At 43.5% G+C, this 13141-nt stretch carries 14 protein-coding genes; 4 read left to right on the top strand and 10 right to left on the bottom strand.

Features of this window, described 5'->3' with window-relative positions:
* Positions 1-220 precede the first annotated feature (220 nt).
* Positions 221-1123 carry an aromatic amino acid DMT transporter YddG gene (yddG, locus tag ATG66_RS04770; RefSeq protein WP_098414206.1) on the top strand — a complete coding sequence of 301 codons (903 nt, stop codon included), beginning with the start codon at positions 221-223 and terminating at the stop codon, positions 1121-1123.
* A 77-nt stretch (positions 1124-1200) separates the two neighbouring features.
* Here the strand turns inward: yddG and ATG66_RS04765 are convergent, their stop codons facing one another.
* Positions 1201-2097 carry a cation diffusion facilitator family transporter gene (locus tag ATG66_RS04765; RefSeq protein ID WP_098414205.1) on the bottom strand — a complete coding sequence of 299 codons (897 nt, stop codon included), beginning with the start codon at positions 2095-2097 and terminating at the stop codon, positions 1201-1203.
* Positions 2098-2273: 176 nt separating this feature from the next.
* Complete coding sequence (locus ATG66_RS04760; protein ID WP_098414204.1) at positions 2274-3152, bottom strand: LysR family transcriptional regulator; 879 nt, start codon at positions 3150-3152, stop codon at positions 2274-2276.
* A 171-nt stretch (positions 3153-3323) separates the two neighbouring features.
* On the opposite strand from ATG66_RS04760, the gene ATG66_RS04755 reads away from it, so the two are divergent.
* Positions 3324-3899: a class I SAM-dependent DNA methyltransferase gene (locus tag ATG66_RS04755; protein WP_179885591.1), complete on the top strand. Its 576-nt coding sequence runs from the start codon at positions 3324-3326 to the stop codon at positions 3897-3899.
* A gap of 311 nt (positions 3900-4210) precedes the next feature.
* Here ATG66_RS04755 and ATG66_RS04750 read toward each other — a convergent pair whose 3' ends face one another.
* On the bottom strand, positions 4211-4684 hold the full coding sequence (locus ATG66_RS04750; RefSeq protein ID WP_098414202.1) for an FKBP-type peptidyl-prolyl cis-trans isomerase: 474 nt from the start codon (positions 4682-4684) through the stop codon (positions 4211-4213).
* A 13-nt stretch (positions 4685-4697) separates the two neighbouring features.
* The gene (locus ATG66_RS04745; RefSeq protein ID WP_098414201.1) at positions 4698-5330 is read right to left on the bottom strand and encodes a thiol:disulfide interchange protein DsbA/DsbL; all 633 of its coding nucleotides are present in this window, start codon (positions 5328-5330) and stop codon (positions 4698-4700) included.
* 277 nt (positions 5331-5607) lie between these two features.
* On the opposite strand from ATG66_RS04745, the gene ATG66_RS04740 reads away from it, so the two are divergent.
* Complete coding sequence (locus ATG66_RS04740) at positions 5608-6234, top strand: OmpA family protein (RefSeq protein ID WP_098414521.1); 627 nt, start codon at positions 5608-5610, stop codon at positions 6232-6234.
* 75 nt (positions 6235-6309) lie between these two features.
* Here the strand turns inward: ATG66_RS04740 and ATG66_RS04735 are convergent, their stop codons facing one another.
* The 6 genes from ATG66_RS04735 to tal all read right to left on the bottom strand — a co-directional run bounded on the left by ATG66_RS04735 (position 6310) and on the right by tal (position 11544).
* The gene (locus ATG66_RS04735; RefSeq protein WP_098414200.1) at positions 6310-6669 is read right to left on the bottom strand and encodes a glutaredoxin family protein; all 360 of its coding nucleotides are present in this window, start codon (positions 6667-6669) and stop codon (positions 6310-6312) included.
* 110 nt (positions 6670-6779) lie between these two features.
* The gene (locus tag ATG66_RS04730; protein WP_098414199.1) at positions 6780-7322 is read right to left on the bottom strand and encodes a hypothetical protein; all 543 of its coding nucleotides are present in this window, start codon (positions 7320-7322) and stop codon (positions 6780-6782) included.
* Positions 7309-7854 carry a YaeQ family protein gene (locus tag ATG66_RS04725; RefSeq protein WP_098414198.1) on the bottom strand — a complete coding sequence of 182 codons (546 nt, stop codon included), beginning with the start codon at positions 7852-7854 and terminating at the stop codon, positions 7309-7311. The genes ATG66_RS04730 and ATG66_RS04725 overlap by 14 nt, the downstream gene beginning before the upstream one ends.
* A 79-nt stretch (positions 7855-7933) precedes the next feature.
* Positions 7934-8143: a cold-shock protein gene (locus ATG66_RS04720; protein WP_005375625.1), complete on the bottom strand. Its 210-nt coding sequence runs from the start codon at positions 8141-8143 to the stop codon at positions 7934-7936.
* A 378-nt stretch (positions 8144-8521) separates the two neighbouring features.
* Positions 8522-10513 (bottom strand): transketolase, encoded by a 1992-nt coding sequence (tkt, locus tag ATG66_RS04715; protein ID WP_098414197.1) that lies wholly within the window; start codon positions 10511-10513, stop codon positions 8522-8524.
* An 80-nt stretch (positions 10514-10593) separates the two neighbouring features.
* Positions 10594-11544 (bottom strand): transaldolase, encoded by a 951-nt coding sequence (gene tal, locus ATG66_RS04710; RefSeq protein WP_098414196.1) that lies wholly within the window; start codon positions 11542-11544, stop codon positions 10594-10596.
* A gap of 466 nt (positions 11545-12010) precedes the next feature.
* Between tal and ATG66_RS04695 the strand changes: the two genes are divergently transcribed.
* Positions 12011-13021 carry a sugar-binding transcriptional regulator gene (locus tag ATG66_RS04695; protein WP_098414195.1) on the top strand — a complete coding sequence of 337 codons (1011 nt, stop codon included), beginning with the start codon at positions 12011-12013 and terminating at the stop codon, positions 13019-13021.
* Positions 13022-13141 lie beyond the last annotated feature (120 nt).

Here is a 13141-nt window from a genome sequence, read left to right as displayed (position 1 = left end):
CTGGTATTAGTTTCGATGATTCCACCATCGTCGTCTTCTTCTCATCATAGTAGCGCACAACAAAGGGTGTCAGCATAACACTTGAGGCAGAAAATGTTTCATGTCGATTCGAACGTTTTATGGAGTGATTTTTATACCGATTTTTATACAACACGATGTTGAAGCTTAACATTTTTGAGTTAAGCTGACGTTTCCTTTGGCATTTATGGTAGTAGGTCACATGAAATCAGTGCAATTTCGTTTCACTCTTTATGGTTGTATTGCCATCCTCTCTTGGAGCTGCTTGTTAGGCATCGCGAGGTTGGTCACTGAAAGTCTAGGGCCTGTAGGTGGGGCGGCTATGTTGTATTCTCTTAGCTCTGTATTTCTTCTTATCGTTGTTGGTATTCCGAAGCTGTCTTACTTCTCTCCAAAGTATCTCGTCATTGGTGGAGCGATGTTCGTCTGTTATGAGATATTCCTCGCTTTGGCGTTGGGGTACTCGAATTCGCGCGCGCAAGCTATCGAAGTCTCTATTGTTAACTATCTTTGGCCTGCTCTGACCGTGTTATTTGCTGTGTTAGGCAGCAATAAAAAACCGAACTGGTTACTTTATCCTGCGATCACGCTGGCGTTTGTCGGGGTAGCTTGGACGGTAAGTGGTGATAACGGCCTATCGGTGACACAAATTATATCTAATGTGAGTGGTAATCCGTTGGTGTACTTTATGGCGTTTACGGGCGCGGTGATTTGGGCTGTTTATTGCAATTTGACTCAGCGACAACAGTCTAAACATAATGCGATTACGTTGTTTTTCATTGCAACCGCTGTTTCGCTTTGGGTGAAGTTCGCATTTACTGATGAACCTACCATGACCTTTTCTTGGGCAGCGATGGGTTATTTATTTGCTTCTGCGGCGTTGATGGCGTGCGGTTATGGTTTGTGGAATATTGCTATTGTTGGAGGAAACATGGTTTTTCTGGCGACGCTTTCTTACTTTACGCCAATTTTTTCTGCCTTGTTCTCGTCCATTATCCTTGGGGTTACATTAAGTCAAAGCTTTTGGCAGGGAGTTATAATGGTCACAGTGGGCTCGCTGCTTTGCTGGGTCGTCACCAAAGAGAAGCGCGAAGCAGCAGGTTAGATAAGCGTTACTGTAGGATGCCTAGCTTATAGCAAATGTAAAAAAAAGCTCCTCGATGGGAGCTTTTCTTTCGTGTTCTAACAATTTGCAACGTTTAAATGGAGTTGAAGTTTGAATCTGTGCTTCGACAAACGAGTGGTTAATTGAGTTCGAGTTTGTTCTAGTTTATCCAGTGCGATGGTGTCGTCGTCAACGTGAAAATCGATATTTACGCGCAGTTCTTGGCCGACTTTAGTGATGCCTGTCAATTTGAGTCGCTGGTCAGATACCTTTTCGATTTCAAGGACGTCATTACCGACGACTTGGCAAAGTTCTTTACTTGGCGTCATCATCAATAGTTCACGTAGTGCACCAACCAACATATCAAAAGGTACTTTCAAGAAGTAAAACCCCATCAGAACCATCATCATTGGGTCTGCGTAGACCGCGTAGTGAGCAAATGGGGTCAGTGATATCAACCAAGCTGTTACAAAGCCGATTGTTACAGCCACACTTAATAATGTGTCCATCTGCCACTGTTTTTTCTCCGCTTCAATTAAACCTGATGAGAAGCGACGGCTACGTTTTGTCATAAACCACCAAGCGTAGCCACAACCGATAACGTTCACGACACCAAAGAGGGTCGCAATAGAAGTATCGACCTCACGACCTCCAGACATCAACGCTGAGATAGCAGAATAAAGAGACAATATCACCACCACTAAGATAACCGCCGCCTTTATCGTGATAACAATGGGCTCTAGGACGGCTTTACCAAATGGAAATATGGATTTTGAGGGCTTGCTAATATAATAAGAAGCGGCCAGTGACAATAAAGTTAACAGTAAGCTGACCAAAGAGTAAACACCGTCAAAAACGATGACAATCGATCCCACAAGCAAGCCAAGTACCATACCAACAGCTGCAAACCCAGATGCCAAAAGGGCTGAAACGATTAAAATATGGTTTTCGTTTTTGCTTGTCCTGTCGCACATAATTGATGCCTTTAAATTTTAATACTTCGCTATTCTTCTCTTATAAGGTGATTTAGGCAACTGCAAACTGAACAGGATTTGGTCGTGGGAATTGTTTTTTATATCATTTACTTTAAAAACAATGACTTGAAGATTAACCTTGGTGTCATTAAAATTGACACTCACTGAAAGAATGTTTAGAAGTCAAATAAATACTCGCTTAATTTATCCGCTAACCATGTCATCGCTGGGTGTTCTGTTTGACCGTTAGGCGAAAACATACAGTAGTCTTCTTGAGTTAATCCGTAAGTGTGTTTGATCACGGCTAATTTTTGCTGACGAAGATAATGACGAATCAATGGCTCTGGCAATACACCCCAAGCATCTTCTTCCAAGATGGTGTTGAGCATGTAGTCAAAACTAGAAAAACCAATATATCGTGTCGAAAATGGTTCTAGTTCGGGATTGTCTTTCTCGTTTAAGTAAACCATCAGTGCTTGCATTTGGCTGCGCAAGTCCTCGTCAGAGACTCGGCGCATCTTACTTAATCGATGGTCAGCACTGCATACCGACATCATCCGTATTTTACCCAGCGGGTTGTACACGATTCGCGGGTCGTCAACGCGTTCGTAATCGACGCCAAAAGCAAAGTCTACTTGGTGTGTGCTGACTAAGTTCGCTAAGTCACCGCTTGAGGCAAGAATCAAGTTGAACATGGTTGAAGGAAAAAGGTTGTTGAGGGTATGAGAGAGTTCCTGCCATAAATCGTCAGGTAAGGAGTCATCCCTAGCCACCCAGACTTCGGCGTTAAATCCTTCTGAAATTTGGGCACAGGTTTTCCGGATACGTTGAGCGGTGATGAGTAGATGTTCACAATCTTTATAAATGGCTTTACCCGCTTCAGACATCGTCAGCTGGTTACCCGTGCGAGTAAACAACTCAACATCGAGATCTTTTTCCAGCGCTTTTATCGCCATACTGAGTTTGGTTCGGTTACAGTCCAACTGCCTAGCGGCTTCAGAAACTGAACCACACTCCGCAATGGTACAGAACGCTTCTACTTGAGATAAATTCATGATTTGACACAACCAATAAATGAATTTGAATAATATGGGTATATTGCAGATATGCTCCCAAAGCGGTGAAAGATTATCGAAAAAAGCACGAATCCGCCAGATAAGTCTATGGTCTTTTAATGGTTTTACGGTAATCTATGTGGGTTACAAAAAGTGAACATGGAGGCCACGATGGCACAAGAGTGGGACGGCTTAGCAAAAAACTGGGAATCAAATCCAGCAACAGAGCAATTTGCGCAGTCGGTGTTTGAGCAGTTACAACAACTAACTCAGCTTGATGGCATTAAAGTATTAGATTTTGGATGCGGAACAGGGCAGTTAAGTCAGTTATTATCACCAACAGTGAAAGATATTGTGGCATTAGACGCATCGGAAGCCATGATTGAAGAACTTGATAAGAAAGAACTTGCCAACGTAGAACCCGTAGTCGATGCATTGTCACGTGGTTTGGTGGCTCAGCATCCTGCATTTCGTGGACAATTTGACCTTGTTATTGCATCGTCAGTTTTGACGTTTGTAGAAGATCTCGACGCCTCGTTAAAGATCTCACATTCTTTACTTAACCCAAGCGGTTATTTTGTTCATTTTGATTGGATTTCTGAATCGGAAAAAGATGGTTTTACGATTGCAAAATCTGAAAATGCATTGCATCAAGCAGGTTTCGTTCAAGTGGAATCGAGAAAAGTTTTTGAGATTACTTCGGAAGGGAAGACGATGTCAGTATTAATGGGCGTTGGTCGCCGCTAAAGCTAAACGAAGAAATAAAATGATACAAGCAAGCTTGCTCGTTCGACTTTAGGCTTAAGGAAAGTCCAAATATAATGATAGTCAACAATCGTGGCTTAAAAATATCAATGAACTAGCTTTGACGGTTCTATTTGAGAAGCACGGGAGAGCATTCATTAAAAAAGAAGGCAATTGAATTGACGGTTTATCTAAGCTTAAAACGAGGAAAGACAGGAAATCACATTCGAGCCTGAATGCTCACTCAATAAAAGTTAACCCCACTCGTAAAGTGGGGTTATTTATAACCTGAATTTAGGTTGTCTGGTATGAGCCTATTGAATTTCTAAAAGCTCAATATCGAAGATCAACACACTGGCGGGTGGAATTGGCCCAGAGCCGCTTTTACCGTAACCTAATGTGCTTGGTACGTATAGGCGTATCTTTTCACCTTCTACCATGTATTGAAGACCTTCTTGCCAACCTTTGATTACTTGGTTAAGACCAAAAGAAATCGGTTCACCACGGTTCACTGAACTGTCGAATACAGTGCCATCGATCAGCGTGCCATGGTAATGCACTTTTACTTTACTGGCTGCGGTTGGGTGAGCATCACCTGCCCCTTTTTCAAGAATCATGTATTGAAGGCCGCTTTCTGTTGTGATGACACCTTCTTTTTTACCGTTTTCTAACAAAAACGCTTGGCCTTTGGCGAAGTTTTCATCTGCAACTTTATGGTTCGTCCATGTACGGTAAATAAAAAAGCCCGCCAAAATAAAAATAATAAGAGGGAATAAAAATTTAGACACGTTGAACTCCTGTCTATTTAGGTTGTTTTAGTAAATAGTTAATGGTCTCTGCAATGGCCTCGATGCTTTCATGACCACCTGTAATTACTTGGTATTTTCCGTTTACGATAAAAGCCGGTACGGAGTTAATCTGACCACGTGTAGTGATAGCTTCCGCTTTTTTGATGTATTCGAAAAGTTGTTTTTGTTGTGCTTCATCCAGATGATAAGGGCTGATGAGGTTGCGAGATTCAAACGTTTTCTCTACCGCGATTTGGCGCTCGTCAGCAGTCGCTTCAGCGCCCATTTGCACCGCGGAAAAAAGGTCAGCCATAAACGCTTTGTCAGGTGTTGCTTCTAGCTGCATAGCTGCAGTGTAGAAGATGATCGCGCTCACTCGCGCACTTTCATTGAACGTAACATGCATCTTCTCAACGTTCTGTTCTGTTAAGGATTCGATCTGAGGGACGAATTCTTCCATTGAGCGACAGTGGCCACATGTTAAAGAGAATGCTTCGGTAAGAGGAGCTAAATCGTATTCTTGCAATGATACAGGCAGAACTTCATATTGTTTGCCTTGCTGGGGCTGAGTATTGCCGTTACCACATGCCGACAGAATGGCGACGACGGCAACTAAAGCAAAGCTTTTCGATATGGTTTTGAACATAATAACGCTCTAAATAAGAAATTTGCGTTATTTTATCGGTTAACGATAGTGACTAAAACCATTAAATAACAATAAAGTGAGACAACCAGTAACAGATTGGTTCCTGAGCCTTGAAGTAACCACATGTACAATCGTAGGTGTTTGTCTTTTGGAGCGGCCCATATTTAACCCAGCGCATGAAAGGTGTGGATTGAACCACAATGAGCGAGCAAAAAACGCTAAAGAACAGGCACGCCTTGTCGATATAATGGGCAGAGTTTACTACGTTGGTAACGGTATGAAGCAGTGGTTTTTAATTGTTTGCGGCATTCTGACAGGATGTAGCAGCATCAATCAAGATATGATTCCCGGTGGGAACATATTGGATACGGCTCCAAGAACAAACACCGAGCTAAGACATCCTGAATGGGGTTATGCAAGTTCATCCCGAGTGGCTGCTTCTTCTCACGTTTATAATTCGAAGAGAGATTCGGCAAAAAAATCGCAAAATGTGACCTCTTTGGAAAGGTTCTTGACTAAGCATAACATCCCTCATGAAACGCTCAGGGGGAATCATGTGATGATACGTTTGAAAGATCAAGTTTACTTTCAAACCGGATCAGCGCAGTTATCGTCACTATCTCAAAGTTGGATTCGAAATATCGGTGACTACCTTTCGGGGGTAATAGATGTGGATGTGGTCATCAATGGACATGCTGATAACACGGGGGCTGCTACCTTTAACGATGCGTTATCGGAAAAACGAGCCCGTGAAGTAGAGAAGCAACTATTGATGACGGGGATACCGCGTCAACGCATTTTTTCTCGTGGGTTTGGTGAGTCTGTTCCTCGATGCAGTAATACGACATCTAAAGGGAAAGCCTGCAATAGACGTGTAGAGCTGACATTGATTGTTGAAGAATAGTCCGTCGATAGAAATAGTAAAAGAGGCATCGTTTTGGTGCCTCTTTTACATCACGGCAATGCTCATAGGGGGAGCTTAGGCAAATTCTTTTTCAATATAAGCGATGATGTCAGATGACTCATATAGCCACTTCGGTTCACCATCTTTTTCGATACGAAGACAAGGGACTTTGACTCGGCCACCACCTTGTTCAAGCTCAGCACGATGAAGAGGGCTATTCTTCGCGTCACGTAATTCAATATTTACAGATTGTCGTTTCATTGCACGACGGACTTTTACGCAAAAAGGACAAGCTTCAAATTGATAAAGTGCGTACTGTTTTGCTTTCTCGTCAACACTGCGTTGTTCTTCTGCATTACGTGTAACACCACGAGGTGAAAATATGGCATTCAGTAACAATATAACCTTGCCTAAAATCCAACGGATAAATTTCATAATGATCTCTTGATGTTCAATGGATAAGTGCCTTTACGGATACAATCATGCTGTTTTTTGCAGGAAAGTCGGAGTCTATCAGTTGTTTAGTGTAGATTAAACCATGAAATTTATAAGGTTAATAGGCGTTTTAACCACCCTAAGAATCCGCTATTTGATGTTGGGTTAGCTTCTCTCCCTAAATAAAAACTTTGCATGAGCTCCGTTCTGAATAGGTCGACATCAATATATTTTATCACAAGTTCATATTGCAATGTGTTTTGAGTTTGCTCTGCATGATCATGCGCTAAGCTAAAGTCCATGTTCAAGTAACCTTGAGTATATAGCCAAAGATGAGTAATCAATATCAGGTCTTCTGCAGACTGGTTGGTAAACTTACCTGCATGCTCATCACCCAAAGAGTCTGTTAGAACTTGCTGCATTTTCTGGGCCGAATGAGCGTGTTGCTCATACAATGCACTCGCTTCAATATGCGATTTAGTTAAAAGGCCCAACAGATGAAGAGCGGGAGCTGTAGTCGGCTTGTTTTTACAAACTTTAGTGAAAAGTGGAGACTGTTCTTTTAACCAACGTCGTTTTGACGCTTTATGTTCTTTAACGAAGGGAATTGCTTTGAATCCCATGTCTTGAACTAGTTCATTAAGAGACGTCATGGGTTTGTAGTTCCTTCACCGTTACTTCGACGTGTTGATCATTAATATCAACAAATATAGAGCTGCCAATAATCATAACAGAAAGGCGAGTACTGCGGTCAAGATGCTGACAAATTGAGTCGATAGCTTCGTAGTCAAAGCTCTCTACACAGACAGGAAGCATTGAAAACTTACCCGCCATCTTCTCCCACCATACTGAAGATTTTGTGTTAAAAGTATAGACTTTGACTTGTTTTGCTAAACGGGACGCCTTCTTGACTCTATCGGAGTCTGGTTCACCAATCTCAATCCAGTGAGTGATGCTCTGATCATCACTGACATGCCACAAATCAGGCTCTTCAGTGGTAGAAAGCCCTTTAGTAAACGCTAAGTCACTTTGTGCATTTAGACAGTAGGCTAAAATTCGTGCCAGCATTCGCTGTGGCTTTTCAGAAGGGTGAAGGGCAATTGTCAGGTTTTTTGAGGCGTAATGGTCATTATTCATATCGGAAATCGCGATACGAAGTTTATAGATAGTGGGTTTTAGAGCCATGGATTTTTATCGATGTGGTAAGTTTAGGCAAAAAAAATAGCCAGCTAAAAGCTGGCTATCGTATCAAATTCTTTAAGAATTAAAGTACTTTGATTTGCTCTGCTTGAGGACCTTTCTGGCCTTGAGAGATAACAAATTCTACTTTCTGACCTTCAACTAGAGTACGGAAGCCGTCGCCAGTGATTGCAGAGAAGTGAGCAAATACGTCAGGACCGTTTTCTTGTTGAATGAAACCGAAGCCTTTAGTTTCGTTGAACCACTTAACTGTGCCAGTAGCTGTGTTAGACATGTTTATTTCCTAAATATCTAAATTTGTGTAATCTTTCGCCTCAACGGCGCTTATAGCGTGAAAAAATAAATTGCTATTGCGTACCACAGGACGGCGGGTTACAAGTAATCCAACGAAATGTGAAAACAAAGAACTTTCTTTCTAGCTGCGTTCGAGTCTAAGTTAAATACAAAAAGAGTCAACAAATATTAGCGATTTATAGGCAATTATTTGTATCTAGTCACTATTTGAACAGCATGCTTTTGGTTATATTTCAAATAAATGACTTAGGAGTGAAGTTTTAAGTATGTGTAGACCTAAAAAAGCCCCGCCATAAATGTCGGGGCTTTTCAGTTTTCAGATTCGTAATAGAGAAAACTGATTATCTTTTTACTGCAGTTACGCTAGCAATTCTTTTGCTGTGTTCACTACGTTTTCAGTCGTGAAGCCAAACATCTCGAATAGCTGACCAGCAGGTGCAGATTCACCGAATGTCGTCATGCCGATGATGCGGCCGTCGAAACCAACGTACTTGTACCAGAAGTCTGCGATGCCCGCTTCGATAGCGATACGAGCTGTTACGTCTGATGGCAGTACGGCTTCACGGTAAGCAGCGTCTTGCTTGTCGAATGCATCTGTTGATGGCATTGAAACCACGCGTGTTTTCTTACCTTCAGCAGTGAGCTGTGCTGCTGCTTCTACTGCTAGTTCAACTTCAGAGCCTGTTGCGATAAGGATAAGCTCTGGCTTGCCTTCACAATCTTTTAGGATGTAAGCACCTTTCGCGATGTTCGCTACTTGTTCTGCTGTACGCTCTTGTTGCGCTAGGTTCTGACGCGAGAAGATAAGTGCAGTTGGTGCATTTTTACGTTCAATCGCTAGTTTCCAAGCGACTGCTGATTCAACTTGGTCACATGGACGCCATGTGCTCATGTTTGGCGTTAGACGTAGCGATGCCATTTGCTCAACGGGTTGGTGAGTTGGGCCATCTTCGCCAAGACCGATAGAGTCATGCGTGTAAACTTGGATGTTCTGAATCTTCATCAACGCAGCCATACGCATGGCGTTACGTGCGTACTCCATGAATATTAGGAATGTCGCGCCGTAAGGAACGAAACCACCGTGTAGCGCAATACCATTAATGACCGCGGTCATACCGAATTCACGTACACCGTAGTGGATGTAGTTACCCGAAAAATCATCCGCTTCTAGAGACTTAGAACCAGACCAAATTGTCAGGTTAGAAGGCGCTAGGTCAGCAGAGCCACCCATGAATTCTGGAAGCATTTGGCCAAACGCTTCTAGTGCATTTTGAGACGCTTTACGTGAAGCGATATTGGCTGGGTTTGCTTGAAGGTCGGCAATGATTTGGCTTGCTTTCTCTTCCCACTGTGCAGGAAGCTCACCGTTTACGCGGCGTTTGAATTCAGCCGCCAGCTCAGGGTATGCTGCTTCATAAGCTGCAAATTTCTCGTTCCACGCTGCTTCCTTAGCTGCGCCTGTTTCTTTCGCTGACCATTCTGCGTAGACTTCTTGCGGAATTTCAAAAGGACCGTGCTCCCAACCTAGTTCTTTGCGTGTTGCTGCGATTTCTTCAGCACCTAATGGCGCACCGTGACAGTCGTGTGAACCAGATTTGTTTGGTGAACCAAAACCGATGATTGTCTTAGTACAGATCAGCGTAGGACGTGGGTCTGCTTTCGCTGCTTCAATGGCAGCGTTGATCGCTTCACTGTCATGACCATCTACGGCAGGAATGACATGCCAACCGTAAGCTTCAAAACGCTTAGGTGTGTCATCAGAGAACCAACCATCAACGTGACCATCGATAGAAATGCCGTTGTCATCCCAAAATGCGATCAGTTTGCCTAGGCCAAGTGTGCCTGCAAGAGAACATGCCTCGTGCGAGATACCTTCCATCAGACAGCCGTCACCCATGAATGTATAAGTGAAGTGGTCAACGATGTCGTGGCCTTCTTTGTTGAATTGAGCAGCTAGTGCTTTTTCAGCAATCGCCATACCCACAGCGTTTGTAACCCCTTGACCTAGAGGGCCCGTGGTTGTCTCGATACCTGGTGCGTAGCCGTACTCTGGGTGACCTGGCGTTTTAGAGTGCAATTGACGAAAGTTTTTTAGGTCATCAATAGATAGCTCGTAACCGCTCAAGTGTAGTAGAGAATAAAGCAGCATTGAACCGTGACCGTTTGAAAGCACAAAACGGTCTCGATCCGCCCACTCTGGGTTTGATGGGTTGTGGTTTAGGTGAGAGCGCCAAAGAACTTCAGCGATGTCTGCCATACCCATAGGAGCACCTGGGTGACCAGAATTAGCTTGTTGAACGCCGTCCATACTTAATGCACGAATAGCGTTTGCGAGATATTTACGATCCATAATAACTACCAGTTTAAAATAATATCGAATTTAGAAATTAAGAGGGGAACGCAAACGTTCCCCTGATTTGATTTTGTGGATTACAGCTTTGCTGCGATCATGTCTTCAAGTTTGCCTTGGTCAATCGCGAAGTTGCGGATACCTTCAGCAAGCTTCTCTACTGCCATTGGGTCTTGGTTGTGTTCCCATAGGAACTCAGAGTGAGTCATTGGTGCTGGGCGTTCTTTTGTGCCTTTAGAATCAACCAACTTCTCAACCACTTCGCCTTCTGCGGCTTCTAGCTCAGCAAGTAGAGCTGGAGCGATTGTTAGGCGGTCACAGCCAGCCAGCTCTAGGATTTCACCGATGTTACGGAAGCTAGCGCCCATGACTACGGTGTGGTAGCCGTATTCTTTGTAGTAGTTGTAGATTTGAGTAACAGACAGTACGCCTGGATCTTCTGAAGCTTCGAAGTCACGACCTTCTTTTGCTTTGTACCAGTCCATGATGCGGCCAACGAATGGTGAAATTAGGAATACGCCAGCTTCAGCACAAGCACGAGCCTGAGCGAATGAGAATAGAAGCGTCAGGTTACAGTTGATGCCTTCTTTCTCTAGGATTTCTGCTGCGCGGATACCTTCCCAAGTAGACGCTAGTTTGATAAGGATGCGGTCGTTAGTGATGCCGGCATCGTTGTACATTTTCACTAGTTGACGTGCTTTCGCTACGCTGCCTTCCATATCGTAAGATAGGCGGGCGTCAACTTCTGTAGAGATACGACCTGGAATCGTTTTTAGGATTTCTTTACCGATGCTTACTGCAAGCATGTCACAAGTGTCTTGAACTTGTTGAGCTTTGTCGTTGCTCTGTGCTTTAGCGTATTCGATTGAAGCATCGATTAGAGGTGCGTACTCTGCGATTTGAGCGGCTTTAAGGATAAGAGAAGGGTTAGTTGTTGCGTCTTCTGGCTGGTATTTTTTGATTGCATCAATTTCACCAGTGTCTGCTACTACCGTCGTTAGTTTACGAAGTTGCTCTAACTTGTTGCTCATAATCGATCATCCTATTTTTCAATGGGCTTAAGCGTGGTTTAGAGGCCACCGCTTGTGCACTTGCAAGCGAGTTAGCTAATCGTCTCATTGCATTTAATGAGACATCTGCTCAGCCAACTACGGAAATTCTGTTACCGAACAAAGGGTATGAACATATGTTCGATAGCTGAGTAAATGATGTCTCCATCTTTATCCTATCTATGCTGAAAGTCAATCGGTGGAATCGACTTATAGTGAACTTCATCAACGTTTTTGTACTGTGTGTTGAGCTCTTAGCCCAGATAAACGTTTGCCCTTATTGTTCAATGCTTGAGCGTTGAACGAAAGGGTAAAAAATGATGGTGAGAAAATGTTATTGCGATGAGCAAATGTAGCGTTTAAATTGGTGGGGAACGTAGGCTAAGTCAATGAGCAGATCTTCACTTATTGCATACAATATCGATCCTCTTAAAGGGTTAGAGAAACCATGAGCAGTTATAACCAAGATATTTCCATTGAAAACACAGATTTGTTGACCGAAATTTCCGTCGCTTATTATCAAGACGGTGCGACTCAGGAAGAGATATCCAGAAAGTTTGCCATTTCACGAGCAAAAGTAGGGCGAATGCTCAAGCAAGCTCGTGATGAAGGTATCGTTGAGATAACAGTAAAGTACCACCCAGTATTCAGTGCCAAAATTGAACAACGTCTGATTGAGAGATTTGGTGTAAAGCGTGCTCTGGTGGCGCTTGATCAACCGAACGAAGAAGCGCAGCGCCTTCAAGTCTCTGGTCTGGTCTCAAATTACCTAACCAGCACGCTTAAAAACGGAATGGTAGTGACGGTAGGGCAGGGGCGTAACGTCTCTTCCGTGGCTCATCACATTGGGGTCATTACGCCGCGTGACTGTAAATTTGTCTGTGGCATTGGAGGGATTCATCCGCGCGGTGGCATGTATAACGCCGATCACATTTGTCGTCAGTTAGCGAAAAAATATGGTGGAACTTCCGAAACCCTTTATGCTCCTGCCTATGCAGAAAATAGAGAGCAGAAATTGGCCTTCATGCAGAATGCGACGGTAAAGCAAACGCTCGATTTGGCGCGCAAAGCTGATGTCGCTTTGGTCGGTATTGGTGATATGAGCGAAAACAGTTATATGGTGGACTTAGGCTGGTTTACGCCAGATGAAGTGGTTCAATCAAGGTTGCAGCAAGGCGTGGTAGGGGATTTCGCTGGCTATGACTTTTTTGATATTCACGGGAATGTAGCCAATACCGTGATGAGTGATCGAGTCATTGGTTTAGGCATTGAAGAGTTTCGTCCAATAGCGGAAGTGATCGCTATTGCCGCCGAAAACAGCAAGCCATTAGCGCTTCTCGGCGCATTAAGAACAGGCGCAGTAGATGTGATTGCGACGAGCGTTAGCAACGCATTGACAGTTCTTAACTTAGATGAGCAAATGCACGGCAATGCGGTACCTGAGGGGGCGCACAGATAATATGTAATCTTATGCAATCAGGCTGCGAGGAGTTATAAATGACTCGCAGCCTGATGTCGTTTTCAAGTTAAAAATATTCTCTAGGAGTAGCTTTAAATTTGTACATCTACTCTGGAGAAT

It is taken from the genome of Vibrio sp. ES.051, assembly GCF_002563795.1.
In the GTDB taxonomy this organism is placed as follows: Bacteria; Pseudomonadota; Gammaproteobacteria; order Enterobacterales; family Vibrionaceae; genus Vibrio.
Note: the sequence above shows the minus strand (reverse complement) of the source record. Positions and strands in the feature narration are given on the sequence as shown.